The sequence below is a fragment of the Methanobrevibacter arboriphilus genome (assembly GCF_019669925.1).
Taxonomy (GTDB): Archaea; Methanobacteriota; Methanobacteria; order Methanobacteriales; family Methanobacteriaceae; genus Methanobinarius; species Methanobinarius arboriphilus_A.
In genome coordinates this window covers 2,011,761-2,034,885 of the sequence record NZ_AP019779.1, presented here as the reverse complement: position 1 = coordinate 2,034,885, position 23,125 = coordinate 2,011,761, and the positions used below count along the sequence as shown (strand labels likewise).

The 23,125-nt window shown below is 24.8% G+C and carries 20 protein-coding genes; 2 read left to right on the top strand and 18 right to left on the bottom strand.

What is annotated here, in order from left to right:
- Positions 1-7: 7 nt before the first annotated feature.
- The 16 genes from MarbSA_RS08895 to MarbSA_RS08820 all read right to left on the bottom strand — a co-directional run bounded on the left by MarbSA_RS08895 (position 8) and on the right by MarbSA_RS08820 (position 16,887).
- On the bottom strand, positions 8-631 hold the full coding sequence (locus MarbSA_RS08895) for a V-type proton ATPase subunit E (RefSeq protein WP_054835029.1): 624 nt from the start codon (positions 629-631) through the stop codon (positions 8-10).
- A gap of 12 nt (positions 632-643) precedes the next feature.
- Positions 644-1,126 (bottom strand): ATP synthase subunit C-like protein, encoded by a 483-nt coding sequence (locus MarbSA_RS08890; RefSeq protein ID WP_042703361.1) that lies wholly within the window; start codon positions 1,124-1,126, stop codon positions 644-646.
- 142 nt (positions 1,127-1,268) lie between these two features.
- The gene (locus MarbSA_RS08885; protein WP_221061439.1) at positions 1,269-3,308 is read right to left on the bottom strand and encodes a V-type ATP synthase subunit I; all 2,040 of its coding nucleotides are present in this window, start codon (positions 3,306-3,308) and stop codon (positions 1,269-1,271) included.
- Positions 3,309-3,385: 77 nt separating this feature from the next.
- The gene (locus MarbSA_RS08880; RefSeq protein WP_042703357.1) at positions 3,386-3,700 is read right to left on the bottom strand and encodes an ATP synthase subunit H; all 315 of its coding nucleotides are present in this window, start codon (positions 3,698-3,700) and stop codon (positions 3,386-3,388) included.
- Positions 3,701-4,960: 1,260 nt separating this feature from the next.
- Positions 4,961-5,647, bottom strand: a complete 687-nt coding sequence (locus MarbSA_RS08875) for an SdpI family protein (protein ID WP_221061438.1) — start codon at positions 5,645-5,647, stop codon at positions 4,961-4,963.
- A gap of 17 nt (positions 5,648-5,664) precedes the next feature.
- Positions 5,665-6,027 (bottom strand): hypothetical protein, encoded by a 363-nt coding sequence (locus MarbSA_RS08870; RefSeq protein ID WP_221061437.1) that lies wholly within the window; start codon positions 6,025-6,027, stop codon positions 5,665-5,667.
- Between the two features lie 207 nt (positions 6,028-6,234).
- Positions 6,235-6,417: a hypothetical protein gene (locus MarbSA_RS08865; protein ID WP_054835315.1), complete on the bottom strand. Its 183-nt coding sequence runs from the start codon at positions 6,415-6,417 to the stop codon at positions 6,235-6,237.
- Positions 6,418-6,438: 21 nt separating this feature from the next.
- The gene (locus MarbSA_RS08860; protein ID WP_054835316.1) at positions 6,439-6,786 is read right to left on the bottom strand and encodes a hypothetical protein; all 348 of its coding nucleotides are present in this window, start codon (positions 6,784-6,786) and stop codon (positions 6,439-6,441) included.
- Positions 6,787-7,196: 410 nt separating this feature from the next.
- A complete protein-coding gene (locus MarbSA_RS08855) occupies positions 7,197-7,703 on the bottom strand; it encodes a nitroreductase family protein (RefSeq protein WP_042703349.1) in 507 nt (168 codons plus the stop codon).
- A 520-nt stretch (positions 7,704-8,223) separates the two neighbouring features.
- Positions 8,224-9,294, bottom strand: coding sequence for a hypothetical protein (locus MarbSA_RS08850; RefSeq protein ID WP_221061436.1), 1,071 nt, complete (start codon positions 9,292-9,294; stop codon positions 8,224-8,226).
- A 336-nt stretch (positions 9,295-9,630) separates the two neighbouring features.
- Entirely contained in the window at positions 9,631-10,617 is a 987-nt protein-coding gene (gene msrB / locus MarbSA_RS08845; protein ID WP_082398098.1) for a peptide-methionine (R)-S-oxide reductase MsrB, read from the bottom strand.
- Between the two features lie 570 nt (positions 10,618-11,187).
- Positions 11,188-12,075: a citryl-CoA lyase gene (locus MarbSA_RS08840; RefSeq protein WP_042704547.1), complete on the bottom strand. Its 888-nt coding sequence runs from the start codon at positions 12,073-12,075 to the stop codon at positions 11,188-11,190.
- Between the two features lie 234 nt (positions 12,076-12,309).
- A complete protein-coding gene (locus MarbSA_RS08835; protein ID WP_221061435.1) occupies positions 12,310-13,167 on the bottom strand; it encodes a fumarate hydratase in 858 nt (285 codons plus the stop codon).
- Between the two features lie 140 nt (positions 13,168-13,307).
- Entirely contained in the window at positions 13,308-14,180 is an 873-nt protein-coding gene (locus MarbSA_RS08830; RefSeq protein WP_054835250.1) for a peptidase, read from the bottom strand.
- A 215-nt stretch (positions 14,181-14,395) separates the two neighbouring features.
- A complete protein-coding gene (locus tag MarbSA_RS08825; RefSeq protein WP_054835249.1) occupies positions 14,396-15,271 on the bottom strand; it encodes an endonuclease VIII in 876 nt (291 codons plus the stop codon).
- Positions 15,272-15,300: 29 nt separating this feature from the next.
- Entirely contained in the window at positions 15,301-16,887 is a 1,587-nt protein-coding gene (locus MarbSA_RS08820) for an MmgE/PrpD family protein (RefSeq protein ID WP_221061434.1), read from the bottom strand.
- A 430-nt stretch (positions 16,888-17,317) separates the two neighbouring features.
- Here MarbSA_RS08820 and MarbSA_RS08815 point away from each other — a divergent pair, with 430 nt between their 5' ends.
- Both MarbSA_RS08815 and MarbSA_RS08810 read left to right on the top strand, forming a co-directional pair.
- Positions 17,318-20,110 (top strand): U32 family peptidase, encoded by a 2,793-nt coding sequence (locus MarbSA_RS08815; protein ID WP_221061433.1) that lies wholly within the window; start codon positions 17,318-17,320, stop codon positions 20,108-20,110.
- A gap of 181 nt (positions 20,111-20,291) precedes the next feature.
- The gene (locus MarbSA_RS08810) at positions 20,292-20,981 is read left to right on the top strand and encodes a DNA alkylation repair protein (protein ID WP_054835229.1); all 690 of its coding nucleotides are present in this window, start codon (positions 20,292-20,294) and stop codon (positions 20,979-20,981) included.
- An 80-nt stretch (positions 20,982-21,061) separates the two neighbouring features.
- On the opposite strand, the gene MarbSA_RS08805 is transcribed toward MarbSA_RS08810, so the two are convergent.
- Both MarbSA_RS08805 and MarbSA_RS08800 read right to left on the bottom strand, forming a co-directional pair.
- Positions 21,062-22,174 (bottom strand): DUF11 domain-containing protein, encoded by a 1,113-nt coding sequence (locus MarbSA_RS08805; RefSeq protein ID WP_221061432.1) that lies wholly within the window; start codon positions 22,172-22,174, stop codon positions 21,062-21,064.
- Positions 22,171-22,971 (bottom strand): right-handed parallel beta-helix repeat-containing protein, encoded by an 801-nt coding sequence (locus MarbSA_RS08800; RefSeq protein WP_221061431.1) that lies wholly within the window; start codon positions 22,969-22,971, stop codon positions 22,171-22,173. Before MarbSA_RS08800 ends, MarbSA_RS08805 begins: the two co-directional genes overlap by 4 nt.
- Positions 22,972-23,125: the final 154 nt, after the last annotated feature.

Genomic DNA, 23,125 nt, shown 5'->3' with positions numbered 1-23,125 from the left:
TTCCTCACTATTTAAATAAAACTTTTGCAACTTCTGAACGTAAAAACTTTTTAAATCTTAACATTCTAGCTTCGATTGTATTGTTAACTTCAATTTCACCATTTTCAGTTTTTAATACAGCTCCCCCAATAGTTGAAATAGGTTCACCAATTTTTAATGTGGTTTCTTTTGATAATTCAGATTTAACCTCATTAGCAATATTATCAATATCTCCACTAATTTTTGAAATGTCTTCCTCTTTTAATAATACAACTAAGTTTCCACCACCAATTTCAATAGCAGCTTCTTTAATCATATCTTTTAAAGAATTTACATATTTAACATCATTTGTAGATGCTATATCAGTTAAATCAGTAGTAGCTTTATCAAAAGCTTCTTCAATTAATTTAGCTCTTGTCTCTAATTCTAATCGACGAGAATTCATTTTAGCTTCAGATATTATCTGCTGATATTTCATATCGGATTGCTTTTTGGCATCTTCAAGTATTTTATTCTTTTCAAGTTCAGATTGTTTATTTCCATTATCTAAAATAGATTTTACTTCTTCTTCTGCTTGTTGAATAATATTATCTGCAGTATTCTGAGCTTCAGAGGTTATATTAGAGACAATTTTATCTGTCCCAGAACTCATTTTTTTAACCTCCTAACCTAATATTCCGCCGAATACCATTAATAATATAGCAATCAAGAACCCGTAAATAGCTTGAGTCTCAGGTAATGCAGAGAATATAATACCTCTAGCAAACATGTCATTATCTTCAACTACTGCTCCGATAGATGCAGAAGCAACTATACCTTGACCCATACCAGAACCAAGACCAGCAAAACCAACTGCAGCACCAACACCAATAGCAACAATACCTGATGTGATGTCTAATGAACCAGAACCTAATAATCCGGAAAATACTAACAAGAGAATAGCTACTAAAAACCCATAAATAGCCTGAGTTTCAGGCAATGCAGAGAAGATAATACCTCTAGCAAACATATCATTATCTTCTGCTACTGCACCAACACTCCCTGCTGCTACTATTCCTTGACCTAAACCTGATCCTAATCCAGCAAAACCTACTGCTATTCCAGCCCCAATAGCTGCTAAAGCAGTTCCTAAAACAATTTCTACCATATTTTGATCTCCTTATAATATTTAATTTATCTTAATTGATTTATTTAAATAATAATTAATTTAAGTAATAATTTTAATCATTTTGATTAAACTATATGAAATTTAATAAAAATTTATGACATTAATATTTTTGATATCAATATTAATTATCACCTTTTAATTTTGTATAAACTCTGTTCACACCAAATGCTTGGAACCTATTTTTACCACTCATGTAAAATTGAGAGAAAAATTCAACATAGTTTAAACGAAGTGCGTTAATAAATGCACCTAGACTCTGGAAGAGCAAGTTAATAATATGTCCGAAAATAAAGACAATAATTGCAACAACAATTCCTATAAATGGAATCATTTCACCACACATTACTGTTAATATATTTACAGTCATAGCAATTCCACCTGTAGAAAGACAAAGTGCTAATAAACGTGAAAATGAAATTATATCTCCCATAAATCCAAATATATCCATTATTCCATAAGCTCCTCCACCATATAGTAAAAGAACTAAACTTGCAGCAAGTAGTACTCCACCAGTCACTAATCCTAGCATTCCAACAGAAGGCATTATGAAACCTAATGCTAAAAATACAATTCCTGCTTCTAAAACAAACCAAACGATTTGAGCAGTTAAAGCTTCTTTTTTATTTCCATATCTATAATTATTGATTGCACCTATTATAAAACCAATATTCAAATATATAATACCAGTTAATATAGCCATCATCAATATATGATCAGGATGTCCAAATGCATCAAACCAACCAATTGTAGTTGGCAAAGCAGCTCCTGCTGTAAAAAAGCCAGGTAAAATCAGTGGGAAAATCCTACCATAAAAATCTCCAACAAAACCATTACTTATAAGTGCCAGAACAACCGTCCATATACCACAAGCAATTAAAATTAAACCAAAGCTCTTCATAGTTTCGCTTCTCTTACCTAAACCTCTAAAAAGAATATATCCAATAAGAGCATCGATTATTCCATAAAAACCATCAGTTAAACAAAAACCAAAGAAAAATGGGAAAGACAAAGCTACAAGAATAGTAGGATCAATCTCATTATATCTTAATGGGGCATACATACCTACAAGAAACTCGTATGGTTTAGCATAAGCAGGATTATCTTGAAGAACAGGAACTTCATCATCATCATCTATTGTAGGTTCTTCGACCTCAACAACAGAATGTCCCTCAGTAGATGAATCAATTAAAGCTAAAGTTTCATCTAATTTTTTTAAAGGAACCCATGCTTCAAGCATGGTTGTATTTTCAGTTTCACCAAATGTAGCAAAAATCTCATTTCTATCTTTTTCGATTTCTAACTGTTCTTTGATGACAAATATTTCATCATCCCATTTATCAGCTAATTCTTTCAATTCATTAGATAAATGAGATTTTTCATTTTCTATAGATTTAAGTCTTGAATCAGCTGAATTTATTAGCTCATTAGGATTTCCTTCTAATCCAGTAATTTCAAATTTTTCAAACTCAAATCTTCTTAATAAAGAATAAACATCATTTTTATAACTATTTAAAAATTTAATAATAAAGATAATTTGATTTTTATCGTTGTCATTTTCTTCTAATATTAAAATATCATCACTAATATTTTTAATGTCTTTTTTGAATTCTTGGACAGATTCAACATTTATCCTTCCTACAATATTAGAAGTGTACTTAGAATCCTCTAAAAGAGATAAATCCATGTCAAAATTTTTTAATTTTTCGGCTAAATCTTTTTTTGAATTAAGTTCACTAGTTTCTGTATCAAGAGCAGCAATTTTATCCTCTATAACACTTGTTTGAGACTCTACCTCACTTAGAATTGATTCTGCTTTAACAATTAAGCTATCAATATCAATTTCTTCAACTTCTACTTTATTAGGAATAACAGGGTTTATATAAGAACTAATCATATCCTTGATACCCAAATTTGGAGTTAATACATCACCAAATAACTCTGAAATTCCAGTAGCTTTCATTAAAAGCGAAGAAACCTTACTAGTGAGTGGAGTAGCCTTTGAAGGCTTTAATAGCTGCCCCCATTCAGGATTTTGTTGAATACGTTCTGATATATCATTGATTTGAACAATACCCTCTTCATGCAACTTTTTAACAGTTACTGGAGAGTATTTACTCAATGTTATAACTTTGAGTTTACGCATCCTTTCTGTTTGGAACATTATTCTCACACTACAATCTTTTTTCAATAAATATTATATAAATATTTAAATACTAACTAAATATTCAAATATTGAACTTATAGTATATTTTTGACAATAATTGAAGCAGCTTCGTCAATATTAGACCGAGATTCATTTTCAAAAACATTGACATTTTTTTCAGTCTTATCGATTATTAATCTTGCTTCTTTTCTTGCATTTTCTTCTATTTTAAAAATAATATCTTTAGCCTGATCTTTAGCTGATTCTTTAGCTTCTTTAATGATATTAGCAGATTCTAATTTCGCATTTTCAATCATTTCAATTGATTTTGCTTTAGAATCATTAACTAATTCATCAGCATTATTTTCGGCTTCCTTAATCGTTTTAATAGCTTCCGATATCGCTGTCATAATTTACCACCATGGTAAATAAAATTTTATTACACCTTATATATACCTTTTTCTACTTGGCTTTAATAGAAAATCCATTCCATTTAATAAAATCTTTATTATTTGTAATAACTTTTTTAACTTCTTCTAGTTCTTTAATCAAAATTCTTTTAAATATGATGAAAAAATATTATATCAAGAAAAAAATTAGAAATTAAAAATTCAAAATTAGATCTAAAAATTATAATCTTAAAATAGAATTAGAGATTAGGCCTAAAAATTGAAAAGTCTCAAAATTAAGATTGATATATCATCACATCAAGATCAAGTTAAATTATAACAAATATAATAAATAAGTATAATAAAAATTAAACTAAATTAAATTTAGAACTAAATTAAATTTAGATAATTATAATATAGATAATTATAATCTTGAAAATAAAGACGAAACTTTTATTAAATATAATAATAAAATAGTTAAAATACTAGATTATTATAATACTAGAATAACTTATATTAAATACTAAATTATATTTAAAATTCATAGAATAATTTATGTGATATCATGATGCCTGAAAATGTATTAAAGAAAAGTTTATTAACTCTATTAAGTGTTATTTTCATATTTATGTTAGGTTTGACAATTATATTTCAAGCTTATAATATAATTCAATTGGGAATGCTTCTAATCATACTAATAATAGTAATTATACTTGCAATTGCAAATAAACTAGACAAATAGTCTTTTATACTATTATAAAAATAGGTATTTTTAAAAATTATTTTTTAGAAATTACCTCAATCAACTTTATTTTTAATAAATTTAACAATTATTTATTCTTTTTTAAATTAACTTTTTTGGATAATTGCCCAATTAACACACTTACATGTATATGTATATATGTAAATTTACTGATTTTATAAAAAAATAAATTTTAGCAAAAAATACCTTTTAGTTAATCTTTCATTATTAATCATTATATTATATAAAAAAATTATCAATAATAGAATTATAATAATTCTAATCATTAAAAAAGCAATTAAAATTAAGTATTTTCCTTTTTAAACGATTATATCTAAAAAAAAATAATAAAAATATTTTAATATGATATTTTACAAATAAAACTGATAAAAAATGTTAAAATATTAAAATAGATATTTTATTAAGTTAATTAAATAAAAATCAAAATCAAAGCTCTAAAATATAACTATAAACATAAAATAATAGTCAGAAAAGAAAATAATAAGAAAATAATAAGAAAAAACAAACTATTGAAAAAATTAATTCCTTATTTCATTAAATTTATAATAAGAATATATTATAGGAATTATTAAAACTAAAATTATAGAAAGAAGTAAACCAATAATACTATAAACAATATTGTTACTTAAAAATGTAGCTAATGCATAGACTAATAAAACAAAGCCCGCTATCATATAAGTATAAGAACCTAATTTATGAGTTTTTTTCCAAACAATATCATTTTTAATAGTCCAAGGAGTCCTAATACCTAAAAAATGATTAGGCTTTATATCTTCCATAAAATAACCAATGAAAATAAAGAAAACTGACAATAATATTAAAATTAAAGGAACAATATCAATAGGAAAATGAAATATATCTATAGATGCTAAATTCAAAGGATTGTTACTATCACTAAATCCTAAAGCTAAAAAGACTGGAATCCAACTTATAATAATAAAAAGAAAAGCTATTGCTGGAATCACCTTTTCCTCAATACTTCTGTTTATATCTGACTCTCCATAATATAAATACAAGATGTAAATAGCAATGAGGATAATTGGAATAATCCCAAACAGTGGGATGAACCATTTAGAGCCAAATGAATCTATAGATCCATACATATTAACATGAGTAGGAACAACATCAGGAAGTCCAAAGCTCACTAAAATTAAAGTTAAAAAATTCAATATAGCTAAAGGAAGAATAAATTTGATAGTTTTCATAATATCCTCTAAAAAAACTATCTTTTTCTTGCCTTAAAAAATCTTAACATAAATCTAGGTAGTTTTTCAGCATAAGCTAAAACAGAAACTACTATAAAGAATATACCAATTACTAGGAAATACAGGTTGAAAAAAGGTTCCAAAAAAGCAGCACCAACAGATGCAAAAATTATCCCTTCAACAAGTAAAATAGCTTTTTTCCATTCAGGTATAAAAATAATTATTGGATAAGCTATACCAATTAAGAACAATATTGTACTCGTAGCTAAAGTGTTATTGTTAAGAGTTGTTCCTCCAATATTAAAAAAAGGCAATAAACCCCAGGTTATCATAATAAATGCGAATACAATTGAAAATTGTTGAATTCTACTATACGACATAAATCTTCTCCATAAAATTATAACTATTAAAAAATATTACATTTAAGATTAATATAAATATTAAAAATACATCTAAAATACTATAAAATTACTATAATTATTATAACTAATATAATTATTATAATTATAAAAACATTACATTTAAGACTATTATAATTATACAACTACTATAAATTATACAAATATTAAATATTACTAAAAATAGTATTATTTATCATTAAATGCCCAATAACATCTTTTTGGAGATATTATTGTTTCATCTTTTTTTAATTCTTTCATTATTTTATCTACTTCTTTCTTTTCAATACTTGAAATTTCAGATACTTTTGTTGCATTTAAAGGTTCATCTGAATCCTTAAAAGTTTGAATCACTTTTTCTTTATCATTCATAATATCCCTACAAATAAAGTCTTATGAATAGTCAATATCCTCAATATTATTAAATTTAACAGGCTTACCTTTTTCATCAACAGTTTCTGTTGTAATTAAAACTATTTTTGAATTCTTAAATAAATTAAAAACAAAATAACCAATATAAACCATACAAAGAATATATAAAACCAATGAATTATAGCTAACAACAAATAAAATAAGGAATAATAATAGTATATGTATATAAATAGTTCCAAAGTTTCTTTTTTTAGCTATAATATGTTCAGAATCAGATGACATGATCTTATATCCATTTTCAATGAATTTTTCAGCTATATCTTCCATATCATCGAAATTTTTTGCTTTCAATATTATAGGTTCTTTCATTATCTCACATAGTAGTTAAAAGTTTTTTAATTTCCATCTATTAAATTTAATCTTAAATTTAATCTAAAGTTTAATCTTAAGTTTAATTTTAAGTTTAATTTTAAGTATAATCTTATTTAGTTTAACTTTATTTTATTAATATTATTTAATCTTATTATGTTTGACTTTATTATATTTAATTCTATTATATTTAATGATTTAATATTATTAATAGTTTTATAATTTCCATTGGGTAAATCAATTATCTTGAAAATAGTATATTGAAAATATCCTATAAAAATATATCTAATAAAAAACTACATTCTAATAAAAAAACTATATAATATTATATATAATACATTTATAATAATACATAAAAAAATGAAAAAAAATGAAATTTAAAAATAAAAATAATAAAGTTAACAATAAAATTATTTATAAACAACCAATTCTTCAATAGACTTTCTTGATGTATTTCTACCATCATCATCTGGATATCCTAAAGGAGTAAATAAAACAGGTTCATATTCTTCATCAAGTTGTAAAAGATCTTGAGCAGCATACTTTTTAAAAGCGCCGATGAAACAAGTTCCAATTCCTAAATCAGTTGCTTGTAAAATAATATGATCCATTACAATGCCTGCATCAATATCACTAATATTTCTTCCATCCCATGGACGAGTCCAAGATTTAGCTGGAGCCATAGCTAAACACAAAACTATAGGTGCTTCAACAAACCATGGTTGAGGGTAAATCTTTTCCAAAGCTTCTTTATGCTTTTCAGTATCAATAACATAAATTTTAAAAGCTTGTGCATTAACTCCTGTTGGAGCAATTATTCCTGCATTTAAAATTTTATCAAGCTTTTCTTTTTCAATAGGGTCTTTTTTATATCCTCTTACACTGTATCTTTTTTCAATAAGTTCTGAAAATTCCATTTAAATCCCTTCAAAAAGTATATCAAAAATAGTATGAAATAATAAAAATTGTATTCTATAGCTATTAAATTGGTATAATAAGTAAATTATTAAATAAGAATTAATTAAAAAGAAGTAATTAAATTTAAGTTAAATATAATTTAAAATTTAATTATATTTTCTTAATACCTCTACCTCTTTTAGTTCCAGGCTTCCTATAATGAGATTTAGGTCTTGTTCTTTTATTAGTTCCTTTTACTTTTGCCATATTATGTCACCTCCATAATTATAAGATTTTTGTAAAGATAAATTCTATTTACCTTTATATAAGTTTTAGTTAAATTACTAACATTAATTTTTATATTTCCTATTTAATTTAAATATTTCTATTTTTCAAGAAAATAATATTAATAAACTGATGAATATGATGAAAAAATAATATAAAAATAATATCTAAATTATAATATCAAAAAATCTAAAATTATCTAAAAAGTATATCTAAAATATATAATAAATAATAATAAAATATAATTTTAAATATTTATTTTATCCAATAACCAGTTCGCTTATAAGCATAATAATCACACTGATATTCTGTCCATTTCCAGTTTAAAACATGACCCATTTCATGATAAACAACAAAAGGATCCATATAAGCAATAATAACACGAGTTGCTTTAATACCATTATTATAAGTAATTCCTAAAGTATAATTAGTTCCAGCACACCCCTCATAAACATTTACATATTTACTTAACTCATTAATACTTCTTTCATAAGCATTTTTTGGATTAGAATAATATATCTGAATTGGTTTAGTAAGTAAAACAGTTTGGTTCCATTTTACATAGTAAGGAATTGATTTAACATATATATTATTCTTTAGATAATTACCAGCAGAATCAAAAGTATAAACCGATATATTTAAAGTTCCAAGCACTTTATAATTAATTTTAGTATTTAAAGTCCAATTTTTATAATTTTTAAGTTTCTTATTATCAATATAACCATTAAATTTAAAATAGTATTTATTTCCTTTGATTTTTGCGATAACTTTTTTAGAGCTACTATCAGCAATATTCACAATACAAAAAGGTCTGCCTGCAATGACCGATTTAGCACTAGACTTTACTGAAACTACTTTAGGAGGCTTATTATCAACAGTGAAATTAGTGTATTTTTTATATATATTGTTTTTAGAATCAAAAGCTCTAACAGAAACTTTATATTTTCCTGATTTAAATTTTTTTGTATTTAAATAATAATACCAAATACCATTATTATTTTTTTTGAATTTAAAAGTTTTTTTACCAGTAATATATCCTTGAACCTTTTTAATAGATGACACAGTATATACATTTATCCTAATTTTAGTTCCAGTTTTAAAAACAGATTTTGATTTTGTAATTTTTTCAATTTTATTCTTATCTTTATTTAAAGTTTTAAAATTAGTAGAAGTTGAATTAGAACTTGAACTATTAACATTTAAGCTAGAACTTGTATTATCAATTGTTTGGTTATTATCTTCATTATTATTTGTAGCATGGACAGCACTGAAAGAAACTAATATAAAAAATGATAGAATTAAAATTAAAAAAAATTTTTTATACAAAAAAACACCCTCCTTTTCTACAAGAAATATTAAACCTAAAAAATTTGTCCATAGCTAATATAAACCCAACTAATCAAACATTAGCCCTAAAAAATTTAAATTATAATTTATTATATATTATGTTATATTTAAACTACTTCAATGTCTTATATCTAATATTTTAATATGAATACTATTTTACTATGTATACTATTTTAATATGTAAACTTTTTAATATTTTATGCGTATATTATTTAATATATTATATCTATATTTTAATATATTAATTTTTACTCATTTCAAATTTAATAGTATTATACTAATAATTATTAAAAAATTTAATTATTAAAAAATCCATTATTTTTTAAATAACTGTAAATAATCACCATATCCCTCTTTTTTAAGATCTTTAAGAGGTATGAACTTTAAAGATGCTGAATTTATACAATACCTTTTTCCACCTTTTTCTATAGGTCCATCATCAAAAACATGCCCTAAATGGGATTTAGCTATTTTACTTTTAAGTTCAGTCCTAACCATTCCATGAGAAGTATCTTTACTTTCATCAATAACATCATCATCAATAGTTTTTGTAAATGAAGGCCAACCACAACCTGAATCAAACTTATCTAAAGATGTAAAAAGAGGTTCTCCACTAACAACATCAACATAAATTCCTTCCTCATTGAAATCGTTGTATTTACCAGTGCCTGGTGCTTCTGTTGCATTTTTCTGAGTAACTTCATATTCAAGAGAAGATAATCTTTTTAATCTCTCTTCTTTTTCTTCTGGAGTAAAATATTTATAATTACACTCATCAAAGTCATAATCATCAATAAGTTCCGAGCTAGTAGTTTCAATTTCTAGAATATCTTTAGGAATTAAATCTAAATTAATATGACAATATCCACTAGGATTCTTATCTAGATACTTTTGATGGTAATCTTCAGCTTCATAAAAAGACTCAAGAGGTTTTATTTCAGTAACAACTGATTTATTATGTCCCTCATGTTTTTTTTGTTCTTGAGAAAAAACATTTTTTATAATAGCTAAATCCTTTGAAGCTTCTCTAGAACCATCTGAAACATAGTAAATTCCAGTACGATATTGTTTACCAATATCAGCACCTTGTTGGTTTAATGTAGTTGGATCGATAATTTTAAAAAATTCTTCAATCAATCGATGAAGAGAAATTATATTTTTATTATAAACAATCTTAACTGTTTCAGCATGACCTGTATCTATCCTACATACTTCTTCATAGCTAGGATTTGGAATAAATCCATTAGCATAACCTACTTTAGTTTCAACAACACCTTTTAATTTTGAGAAGTATGCTTCAATTCCCCAAAAGCATCCCCCAGCTAGATAAATTGTTTTTAAATCATTATTTTCTAAATTAATATTTTTATGGGAATTTTCCTTATCTGTTTTCTGTTTTTTATTTTTAAAAATAAGATCTCCTCCAAAAAATTTTCAAAGTAGTTTTTAGATTTCCAAATTTTCTAATAAATTGTCTATTAATAATTATGTATTAATAAGCAAATAATATTTTTCATTAAAATTTAAATTACAATCTTCATCAAACTTATAAATAAAAATAAAATAAAAAATAAAATAAAAAATAAAATTAATAAAAAATTAATAATAACAACAATAAAAAAAAGTAATAATAATTATAGTAACAATAAGGATAATAATAACATTAATAATGAATAATAAAATTAATAAAAGTAATAAAAAATTGTAATAATAGTAATAACAAGAATAATAATAATAATAATAATAATAATAATAATAATAATAATAATAATAGAAATAATAATATTAATAATAAGAAATACTATTAAATAATTACTAAAATTGAAAAATATAAAAAATAAATGATTTTATAAAGATCTAAAAAGTATAATATTAATCGTCTAATGATTTGTTTAAATCCCCACAATAAGAAATATCATCAATATCACAAAACTTTCTAAATTCTTCTTCATCATTAACTTCTTCAGTTACATGAGCAATAATTCCTGGAATTCTACCAATCATAAATATTCCAAAACCTTCATTACTCGAGAATCCCATATCAGAAAGTAATGCTCCACTAGCTCCATCAACATTAATATTAATACCTTTTTCTTTGAAAAGCACTTCTTCGATAGCTAAAGCAAGTTCACTATGAGGGCCAATAAAGTTTTCTTTTTTAGCTAACTCCATTAACTTAGCTCCACGAGGATCTTTATTATGATATCTGTGTCCAAATCCGGGAATTTTCTTATTTTTTAATTTATATTCATTTATAATACCATTTGCAATTATATCAACATTTCTATTACATTTGCTATTGTTATTGTGACTATGGTTATCATCATAGTTATTAATATCATTATTATGATTATTGTTATTATTAAAATTATTATGATTATTAAAATCAGACTTTATTAATTCTTGAAATAACTCCATGGAATCTTCAATTGCTCCAGCATGATTTTTTCCAAAAGAAAGTAACCCTCCAGCTAAAGATACATTTAATGGAGATCCAGAAGAAGCTATTAGTCTTGAAGTTTGAGTACTGGGAGGAGTTACCCCATGATCACAAAAAGATATTAATATATGATTAAGTATTTTAGCTTCCTTAAAAGATGGTAATTCTCCCTTTAAAAGTAAATAGACCATTTCAGAAAAACTAATATTGTCTATTAACTCTTCTTGAGGATAACCTCTTGTAATAATTTTATTTGGTTGAATATTAGTAATAGAAGTTCTTATTCTATGATTATCAGTTTCATTATCAGTTTCATTAATAGTTTCATTAATAGTTTTAATATTAGTTTTAATATTATTAGTTTTAATGTTATTTTTATTGTTAATTTTTGATAATTTTTCTTCTATTTTCATTTAATCCACCTACAAATAACTTGAAGTAAATAACTAAATCTAAATAACCAAATAACTAAATATTGAATATTGAATATTAAATAAAGCTAGAAAATTAAATAACTAGATAATTAAATAATTAAATGTTAAATATTTAAATAGCTAACTGATAGAAATACTTACTGATCTAGGTTCAACAAAACAACAAGGACGAGTAGCTAATATTCTAACACCACTTGCTCTTTGAGGACCTATTTTTACAAATGATCCGAGAACAGTTGTCTTCCCACCTAGCCCCATTGGTCCAATATTAGTTTTATTAAGCTTATTCATTATATAATCTTCGATTTCTGATTGATAATTTAAATTGCCATAAATCATAGCTTTCATCACCAAAGAATTAGCTTCAAAATGTGTCCTACCGATGCCAATAGCAGGTATAGAAGGAGTACATCCTAAAAGTTTCAGAGTATTTTCAAATCTCTCCACAGCCACATTTAAAACTTCTTTATAATCCCTTTTATGGAAAACCCTATAAGTTTTAGCCCTTATTTCTGGACCTCCTCCCAACAATAAAAGATGAATCTTAATGTTATCAGACAAATCTTCATCATTAGAATTTTCTATTGAAAATGAAGGAGTTACAACCTTTTCACTTTGATCATAAAGACCTTTAGACTGACCAAGCCTCTCTATATCATTTCCTCTAACAGCCATTGGCCTACCAGGTAAATTTTTAAGACCTCTAGCTATTCCTATTTTAATTGACTCTAATAAATTTGAGGATAATGATGTATTTTTACCTAATTCTATAAAAACATGTGGAATTCCAGTATCATCACATAGAGGAAGTTTTTGCTTATTTGCAATTTTTGCATTTTTAAGCATAAGTTCCAATGCCCATCTTGCATTTTCATTGGTTTCCTGATTTAAACTTCTCTTAAAAGCACTTATTCTATCTTTAGGGTAAGAAGTACTTGCTTTTATCAATCCTTTTTCTATTTTTGATGATAAATTCATAGTATCATATAATATAGTATATTACAATATAAAAGTTTCTCATCTAGAAAAATCATCTAGAAAAAATTATACAAAAGATAATTATTCACTTAGAAGTAATTATCAATTTAAAAAATAATTATCCACTAAAAGATAATCATTCATTTAGAAACAATAGCTTCTGGATAATATCTATCAATTACATTTTGAACTAAAACCACCTGTTTAATTCTTTTTTTAGCTTCAACAGATGTAGTTTCCCAATTATGATGTTTAGCTACTGAACCACCAGTTTTCAGATAAACAGGAGATGCTACCCTAATTATTTCAGGGACTTCATAATGACGTATAAATCCCCCAGTAGACTTTGGATTTTCTGTATGAATATCAATAGGAATATCAATTGCATCCCTAATACTTCCAATCATAGAAATAGACAAATCTCGAACAGGATTAAAAGAATTTAAACCAATAGATTCAAATAACTTTGCAGAAGCAGGATTAGCAGCACCAGCATGTGCAGAAAGCTTAAATTTAGTGTCCTTAGCTATTTCTCCGTTTTCTCTCATTTTAGCTAACACATATAAAAGACCTTCATCATAAATTACTATTCTCCTAACTCCTAAATTTAATGCTCTTTTTACATCTTCAATTGCATAAACTAAGTTATCATAACCTCTGAGACGATATCCTATCCTTGAACCTTCTTTAGTTTGAGCTGTAGCACTAGTATCATATACAGCACGAGGTCCAACACTTAAAAAAAGATCTAACATATTAGATTTAGCTAATTTGACCATTTCTTCAATTTCTTCATCGGTTAAAAACATGATTCCTTTTGTCTGAGTCACTCTATGAATTTTAACATCTTTTTCTTCACAAGCAGAGATTAAAGAAATTAAAGTTGAAGGATTTTGAATACCTGGAACTTCAAATTTATACTGACTACCATCAGAAAATCTCTTTTTTGAAACATAATTAGAGCTAATTTCATTGATTCCAAGTTTTTTAAGAGAATATTTAGTTTTTTTCATTTTTACAACCCATAAAATATTCCATAATACCACATAATATTTTATAATATTTTATAATGTTTTTAATGTTTTCTAAATTTTAAATATAAATAATTATTATTTAAATTTGATTATTAATTTGATTATAAGTTTAATTATTAATTTGATTATTAATTTAATTATTAGTTTAATTATTAGTTTAATTATTAGTTTAATTATTAAAATATCTCCAAATTCTAAGAAGAATTAGTTTTTTGACAGGTAGGACAATAATAGATAGTTCCTCCTAAGTAAGACTCTTTAACAATCTTATCTCCACAAGAAGGACAAGGAATTTTATATGTTTTAGAAGATAATATTACTTCATAACCCCCATAATCTCCAAATAATGTTTTTTCGGTGCTTCTTCCACCATTTTTAGTCATTTCATACAATGTTCTTTTTACACTATTAAATAACCTTTTTTTATCCTCTTTAGATAATCTTTTAATCTTAGTCTTTGGATTTATCCTAGCATTAAATAGTATATCTTGTAAAGAACCATTTCCAAGACCAGGAATTCTTTGTTTTGTAGCTAAAAATGATTTAACAGATGAATTAGCTCTTACTTCAGATAACAATCCTTTAAAATAATCCATATCAAAATTTTCAGATAAAGGAGAAGGTTTTTCCATAGCAATATCAAAATAATCATTTTCATAATCATTTTCTAAGGCAACATGAAGCTGAGCATACATACGTGCTGAACATATAATTGCTGAAGAATCTTCAAATTTTATTAATAATTGGTGTTTTTCAGGAATTTCTTCTTCTCCATCAACATATTTAACAATTGTATCTTCACTTAAAACAATTATTACATCATCTTTTATAATTTCATTATTACCATCAAATTTAGAATCATCAATCGTAGATATTTTAATTTGGCCTCCATATGCAAAAATATTTCCAATAAATCTTCCTTTAAGAAGATTATTATATTCCTTAGGATCATTATAAAAAAACGCAAACTTATGATGATAATTATTTGTAATAACACTCAAAATCTTTTTTCCTTTAATTATTTCATTTAACTGATTTGCAAGAGTATTGCTCTCTGGAATTTCAATCATAAAATAACCTATTTTAACTTATTATACATTTAAAAATTAATTAATTTCATAAAATCAGCGATATTTAAAGATTCGATATTATCAATACTTTTTAACTTATTCAAATCAAAATTAGGATTAAGTGACTTGAATTTTTTCAAAATATCCTCTTTTGTAAAAGGATTTTCTGATTCACCTTTAGGAAGCATTGTATAATCTTCATAAACATTATTATTAGTTTCAATTATAATTTTAGAGGGTCTATAATTAGGAGTTAACTTATTAAATTCCTCAGATTCTTTGATATTTATTATTTTTATTATATCATTCAAATTATGATCTTTAGCAAAGTTTAAACAATTTAAATCACTAATATCAACTTTATCAAAGCAAGAAATAGCTACTGCATAAGGTAAACTTTGCTTAATCTCTTCTTTAGATTCTGGATTAAAATTATCATGTTCACTAGCTATTTTATAGGTTTCAATAGTTATTTTTTTAATATCTTTAACCTTAAAATCGAATTTACCCTTAATATTTAAAGTAGTGTCTATGGAAGAATGTAAATGTCTACAAAAAGGATATTTTTTCAAATAAACATCATTAATATGAAATTTCCCAAGATTTTCATCTAGATATTTATATAGATATTTATCTAAATATTCATCTAAATATTCATCTAAATGTTCATCTAGAGACTCATCTACATGTTCACCCAAATAATGATTTAGACAATCTTGAATATCACTTGAACTATTTGAATCTATATTTTTAAACATTTCAAGAGACATAGTTCTTAAAAAACCTTCTTCTCCATCAATAATAGATTCTGCCCCAGTAAAACCATTTTTTGCAAGAAACCCCGATAAAATCCCACTATAGACTGCATTTCCTATGTGGAGGTGCTTTCCCATTGTTCCTTTATGATCGGATTCAAGAAGACCAGAACTTTGAGTTCCACAAAGACCAAGAGTGTTTATTGTTTTTTCTAAATCTAAATCAAGTAATTTAGCTACAACTGCACCTGCAGCAAAAGTTCCTACAGTTCCACTAGTGTGAAATCCCTGATTTCTATGTTGTGGATTAGCTAACATCCCCAGAACAATAGCTACTTCATATCCACAGACAACTGCCTCTAAAAACTTCTTTCCATCGATATTGTTTGCCTCAGATATAGCTATTGCAGTTGGAAAAACAACAGAACCCGGATGTATTTGTGCAAATCTATGACCATCATCTAATTCAAGAGTATGCGCAGAAATACCATTTATAAAACCAGAAATAGAAATATTTGAATAACCATCTCCAATAATAGAGGATTTTTTATTATTAATGCTATTAGTATTATTATTGTTGTTAATATTATTAATATTAATACTATTATCAATATTAGTACTATTATCACTATAAATAATATTACCAATATTATCTGTATTATTACTATTATTAAGAGTAATGTTAAAACTAAAAATTTCTTCAATAGATTTTAAAGCTATTTGAACACTATTTTCAAGAAACCCTCTATTAGTTACTCCTAAAAAATCTAAAAAACAAATTTTAGCCTTTTCAATAGCTGTCTCAGGAATTCCATCATAATCTAAATTTATAATGAATTTAGATATTTCATCTACAATCATAAAATTCATACTCTAATTACAATTTAATTAAAATATAAGTTAAATATATACTTACAATTTTTTCTAATTATAATTTTTTTAAAAATTATAAATTATGTAATATTAATTATGTATAATCAATTATGATAATATTTATTGTTTCTAATAATAATTATTAATTCTAATATTATATTAATTCTAATAATATTTATTTAAATAAGAAAATATAAAATTTATTTATAAAAAGTTATCTATAGAAAGTTATCTATAGGAAATTATATATAAAGAACTATTTAAAAAAATTATTTATTATAGAATTATTTACTATAGAATTATTTATTAGATTATTATTTATTAGATATTATTTATTGATGATTATTTATTAGATTATTATTTATTGATGATTATTTATTAGAAAATTAAATTTTTATACTCAAAGAGGTTTTAAATTATGGTTATGGAATTATTAGCTCCTGCAGGATCTTATGATGTTTTTAAAATTGCAATAAATCTTGGTGCAGATGCAGTTTATTTAGCTGGACAAAATTTTGGAGCTAGAGCATATGCAGAAAATTTTACTACCGAAGAGATAGAAAAAAGTGTAGAATATGCTCATCTAAACAATGTTAAAGTTTTTATAACAGTTAACACCTTAGTAAATAACTTTGAGATAATTGATTTTTTAAAATACATATTTAAACTCTATAAAATAGGTGTTGATGCAGTTATTGTTCAAGATTTTGGGGTTTTGAAGCTAATAAGATCTATTTTTCCAGAAATGAAGATACATGCCTCTACACAAATGTCATTAAACAATTATTATAGTGTATTATGGGCAAAAGAAAATGGAATTTCTAGAGTTATATTTCCTCGAGAGCTTAGTATTGATGACATATCCAAAATACATACAAAATTAAAAGAAAATAATAAAGACCTAGAATTAGAAGTTTTTTCACATGGAGCTCTTTGTTACTCAATTTCTGGAAAATGTTATATTTCATCATTAAACAATGGAAGAAGTGGTAATAGAGGGGCTTGCACACAACCTTGTAGAAGAGAATATATATTAAAATATAAAGGACACAGAGTTAGTGATGGTTATTTATTATCTACACATGATTTAAATCTCTCTGATGATTTAGATAATCTAGCTAAATCAGGAATTAATTCTATTAAATTGGAAGGAAGAATGAAGTCAGAGGACTATGTTGGAACTATTGTAAATTCCTATAGAAATCTTCTAGATAAAAAAGAAGGTTCATTTAAAGACGATTTGAATTTTGTTTTCAATAGAAGGTTTACAAAAGGATATATAATGAATCAATCTCCAAGTGAAGTTATGGGGCGTGAAAGTTCAGGACATTTAGGATTATATATTGGAGACATAGTAGCTATAAATAGAGAATATCCAGAAATAATTGAAAAAGAAGAAATATCAAACAAAAATAGTAGAAATAATAGAAATATGAAAAATAGTAGGAAAAATAGAAATAATAAAAATAATAACAACACTAATAATCATAATAATAGCACTAATATTGATAATAGTATTAATAGTAATAATAGTATTAATAGTAATAATAGTAATAATGCTAAATTTAATAGTAATAATAAAGATATTAATAATAATAGTAATAACAATATTCAAGAGAGAAAAAGCAGAACTGTTAAGGAAATAAAAATATCTAAAGAAAATCCTATCAATATAGAAAAAGGAGATGGAATAGCTTTTAAATATGGTAAAAAAGTTAAAGGGATATATATTGATGATATAATAGATCAAAATGATGAATATATTGTTTTTAATACCACACGTAACATTAGAGTGGGAGATGAAGTTTATATAAGTTATTCTAGATCAATAAATAAAGAACTTAAAAAATATAAAAAAGAATTTATTCAATCAAAAATACCTATTTCACTAAATATATATTTAGATAAAGAATTACATGCAAAAATAGAAACTAGATTTAATTTAAACAATGAAACTATCAAATTCAAATATAGCTCTTCATCAAAATTTGAAAAAGCTATTAATCATCCTATTACAAAAGAAGAAATAGAAAAACAATTATCTAAAACAGGGAATACACCATTTTTTATGAATAATATAACTATCAATGATTTTCCAGATAATCTTTTTATTCCAACTAGCAAATTAAACAAAATACGTCGTGAAATATTAGATAAGGCTAGTGAAAAATTGTTAAATTATTATAAAAAAGATAAAAGTCAGATAAAAGATGCTAAAAGTAGATTAAATCGTTTTATTAAAAATTATAAATCTAAAAGTATAAAAAATAATGAAAATAACAATTTAAAAAATAAAAATAATTCAAAATTTAATAATAAATTAGGATTATCTGTCTTTGTAGATACTCTTGAATTGGTTGAAATTGCTTCAAAATACGATGTGAAGAAAATCTATTTTGACCCTTCTTACTTATTTAATAATCCTGAAGAATATTTTGAAAATATAGAACAGATATTAACCAACGCATTAGCTAAAATAACAACACAAGAGTTAGTTTGGGTTTTACCATCATTTATATCTGATAATGAGATTGAAAACTGTATGAAAGTTTTAAATAGTTTAGAAAGTAAAAAAGTTCCAATATCTATAATGAGTGATGTTCCTGGAATTAATGAATTATTTAATTCTAATATATATGGTAATCATACCTTGAATGTATGGAATAATTTTTGTTGTGAAGAATTAAGTGAATCAGGGCTTAACAGCTTAATCTTATCTCCAGAACTATCATATGATGAAATGAAAATTTTAGTTTCAAAATACATAAAAAAAGACATAGATCTTGAAATTATTGCACATGGAAACTTAGAAGTAATTGTTAGTAATGATGATTTTTCTAATTTAAAAGATAATAAAAGTCTTAACATGAAAAAACAAGATTATGCTATATTAGAAGATAAAAAAAGAAAAAAATTTAAGTATAAAGTTATATCTGATTTTAATAATAAAAGTCACATCATAAATAAAGACTGTTTATGTTTAATTGATGAAATAAGTAAAATTGAAAAGATTGGTATTGATTCTATCATATTAGACTGTAGATTTTCAAATGATAATTATACAGCTAATATTATCTCAATATATCAAGAAGGACTAAAAAACCCAAGTAAAAAAAATCTAAATTCTCTTAAAAATCAAGTATATTCATTATCACATTCTTATCTAAGTAAAGGAAACTTTTTAGACGGACGTTTACATGAAAAAAAATAAAAAATTAGTTTACTATTTGTGTTAAATAAATTTTGAAAAATTAAAAATAAAAATTTAATACTTATTTAAAATATGTTATATTTAATATAAATTAATTTAAGAATATTAAAGATTGTTTAAGAATATGATAAATAAAAAGATTGTTAATATAAATAATTATTAAAGTTTTTAAGTGAATTATATGACAGTTACAGAAATTATAGAAACTTTTAAGGAATTATCAAGCCCTGAAGATATTGAAGGAATGGCAAGATTTGGAATCACACCTGAACATACTTATGGTTTAAGAATGCCAGTTATTAAAAAGATAGCTAAAAATTATAAAAATGATCATGAGTTAGCTTTAAGTTTGTGGGATATTAATACCAGGGAAACTAGGATTTTAGCTTCTCTTGTAGATGATCCTAAACTAGTTACACAAAAACAGATGGATGATTGGGCAAATGATTTTGATTACTGGGAAATTTGTGATCAATGTTGTATCAATCTTTTTAGAAAAACACCATTCGCATATTCAAGAATACACCAATGGACAAATGAAGATAAAGAATTTGTTAAGCGTGCAGGATTTGCACTTATTGCTGTTTTAGCAGTTCATGATAAGAATCAAGATGATGAAATATTCATCGAACTTTTAAATATAATTGAAAGAGAATCAAAAGATAATAGGAATTTTGTTAGAAAAGCAGTGAATTGGGCTTTAAGACAAATTGGAAAAAGAAACATAAAATTAAATAAAATAGCTATAGCTAAAGCAGAAGAGATTGATAAGATAGATTCAAAATCTGCTCATTGGATAGCTAAAAATGCTCTTAAAGAATTAAAAGATGAAAAAACAATCCAAAGAATAAAGAAAAAAATGAAAAACTAAGAATATGAAAATTAAAAAGATATGCTTAAAATAAAAAAATAAAGAGTTTGAAAATTAAAAACCCTTAAAAAATTAAAATATTATTTACTTTTTTTATAGCTTAAAAGACCCAAAGATGCTAATAATATCAAAATAACAGCAATTATTGGAATCCCTGTTTCTTTCATATTTGCACTTACATTTTGTTTATTATAGTTAGGTTCTGGAGTAGGCCCAGGAGTTGGTCCTGGTGTTGGTCTTGGAGTAGGTGTTGAGTTTTGTTTAACTAAAGCGTTAGCAACACTAGTTGAATTATTAAAATTATCTCCATAAACTAACATAGAGATACTGAGATCTCCTTTTTTAGTGAATTTACCATTAAAAGTCATCACTGCTTCTTCATCAGGATTTAAATCACCGATATACCAAATACCAGTATTAGGATCATAACTTCCTTTGGAAACAATAATACTGTCAGGGTTAAGTACAAATCCAGTTGGTATGTTAATTTTAACCGAAACATTTTTTGCAATGTTAGGACCATTATTTTTAACATTAACAGTAGTTTTCACGGTTTCATTAACCCAATATTCTTTTTTATCAAGTTTAATATCACCAGTAACATTAGTATCACCAACAATCAGTTGACCATTTAATATATTGATATCATAATGGACAAGAACTGTTCCATTAACTGTTGAAACATTCATTTCATTACCAGAATATTGACCAGTTACTGGAAATATACCTTCTGTCTCATTAAAATAGTAAGTAATGTTTGCATAACCTTCTACAACTTCAACAATTCCTATAAGTACTCCATTAACATAGAAAGAAATATTTCCATAAGAAACAGGATTACCCATGTCATCAGTCAAAGTAGCAAAAATAACAACATTAGTACCAGTATCAACTTTAACAGTACTATTATTAAGGTAAGTTAGATTTAAAACCCCCATAGCACCATAATTAAGTATAGCATTACCCATAATACCTGCAATATTACCAGACATTAAGTTACCAGAAAGATTCATAGCCTTACCACTGAATATAGCCCCACCATATTCACTTGCATAATTATCGTTAAATATAGAATTACGTATATTTGTATATCCTGAGTTAGGATGAGTATAAATTCCTCCACCATATTTTGTAGCATTGTTATTATTGAATAAAGAGTTAAGTATGTTAAAATTGGCAATAGCAGAGTTCATACAGCTCCACCATAACGTGCATGGTTATCTGTGAAATTACTGTTTAATATTGTGAAATTTGCTCCATTTTGAGCCATTATAGCTCCTCCAAAGAACCCCGAAGTATTATTTGTAAAATTAGAGTTATTTATTATTACAGTATCTGAGGTAGTATATATAGCACCACCACCCCAACCAGTAGAAAGAGCTATGTTATTAATGAAATTTGAATCTGAAACATTTAAATTTCCAGTATAACTATAAATTGCTCCACCACTACCAGTGGCAGTATTATTAATGAAAGTAGAACCTATAATACTAGAATTAGCATTATTACGAATAGCACCACCATCTCCACCAGTATTATTAATGAAAGTACAGTTTATTATAGTTAAATAACCATTAGAGCCTATTGCTCCACCATTAGCATTTTTTATGATTAGGTTGATTAAAGTTAAATTACCACCATTACTAAGAAACCATGTACCTTGACAGTCAATTATTGCTTTATTGTTTGGGTTTTGGCTTTGAATAGTTAAATTCTTGCCTGAAGGAATATTAACATTAGTATTGTTAACTCCAGTATAAGTACCATTATTTAAACTGATTGTATCATTACCAAGACTTCCTTTAATACCTTCACTCGTACTATTATCAATAATAACATCAGCAGCAGATAATCCACTACTAAAAATAATAGTAAACCCCAATATAATTGTTAGTACTATCGTAATTTTTAAAGCTAGATTATTATTTTTTCTAATTTTTAAAATTTTTTCACCCCCTTTTAAATAGATAAATGAAAAGATTAAAATCATAATATTATTATATTTAAATTTTTAAAATGATATAAAAACCATTTATAAAACCTTATACAATTATATTAATCTAATCCAATATAAAATTATCTCTAATTAATCCAAAAGATTAAATAAACGAAAAATTCATCAAAAATAGTAATATAAAAAATTT

Bases quoted from the DNA above. Each gene is read 5' to 3' on its own strand.
- MarbSA_RS08895 (WP_054835029.1), bottom strand. From the start codon at position 631: ATGAGTTCTGGGACAGATAAAATTGTCTCTAATATAACCTCTGAAGCT.
- MarbSA_RS08890 (WP_042703361.1), bottom strand. From the start codon at position 1,126: ATGGTAGAAATTGTTTTAGGAACTGCTTTAGCAGCTATTGGGGCTGGA.
- MarbSA_RS08885 (WP_221061439.1), bottom strand. From the start codon at position 3,308: ATGTTCCAAACAGAAAGGATGCGTAAACTCAAAGTTATAACATTGAGT.
- MarbSA_RS08880 (WP_042703357.1), bottom strand. From the start codon at position 3,700: ATGACAGCGATATCGGAAGCTATTAAAACGATTAAGGAAGCCGAAAAT.
- MarbSA_RS08875 (WP_221061438.1), bottom strand. From the start codon at position 5,647: ATGAAAACTATCAAATTTATTCTTCCTTTAGCTATATTGAATTTTTTA.
- MarbSA_RS08870 (WP_221061437.1), bottom strand. From the start codon at position 6,027: ATGTCGTATAGTAGAATTCAACAATTTTCAATTGTATTCGCATTTATT.
- MarbSA_RS08865 (WP_054835315.1), bottom strand. From the start codon at position 6,417: ATGAATGATAAAGAAAAAGTGATTCAAACTTTTAAGGATTCAGATGAA.
- MarbSA_RS08860 (WP_054835316.1), bottom strand. From the start codon at position 6,786: ATGAAAGAACCTATAATATTGAAAGCAAAAAATTTCGATGATATGGAA.
- MarbSA_RS08855 (WP_042703349.1), bottom strand. From the start codon at position 7,703: ATGGAATTTTCAGAACTTATTGAAAAAAGATACAGTGTAAGAGGATAT.
- MarbSA_RS08835 (WP_221061435.1), bottom strand. From the start codon at position 13,167: ATGAATTTATCATCAAAAATAGAAAAAGGATTGATAAAAGCAAGTACT.
- MarbSA_RS08830 (WP_054835250.1), bottom strand. From the start codon at position 14,180: ATGAAAAAAACTAAATATTCTCTTAAAAAACTTGGAATCAATGAAATT.
- MarbSA_RS08825 (WP_054835249.1), bottom strand. From the start codon at position 15,271: ATGATTGAAATTCCAGAGAGCAATACTCTTGCAAATCAGTTAAATGAA.
- MarbSA_RS08820 (WP_221061434.1), bottom strand. From the start codon at position 16,887: ATGATTGTAGATGAAATATCTAAATTCATTATAAATTTAGATTATGAT.
- MarbSA_RS08815 (WP_221061433.1), top strand. From the start codon at position 17,318: ATGGTTATGGAATTATTAGCTCCTGCAGGATCTTATGATGTTTTTAAA.
- MarbSA_RS08810 (WP_054835229.1), top strand. From the start codon at position 20,292: ATGACAGTTACAGAAATTATAGAAACTTTTAAGGAATTATCAAGCCCT.
- MarbSA_RS08805 (WP_221061432.1), bottom strand. From the start codon at position 22,174: ATGAACTCTGCTATTGCCAATTTTAACATACTTAACTCTTTATTCAAT.
- MarbSA_RS08800 (WP_221061431.1), bottom strand. From the start codon at position 22,971: ATGATTTTAATCTTTTCATTTATCTATTTAAAAGGGGGTGAAAAAATT.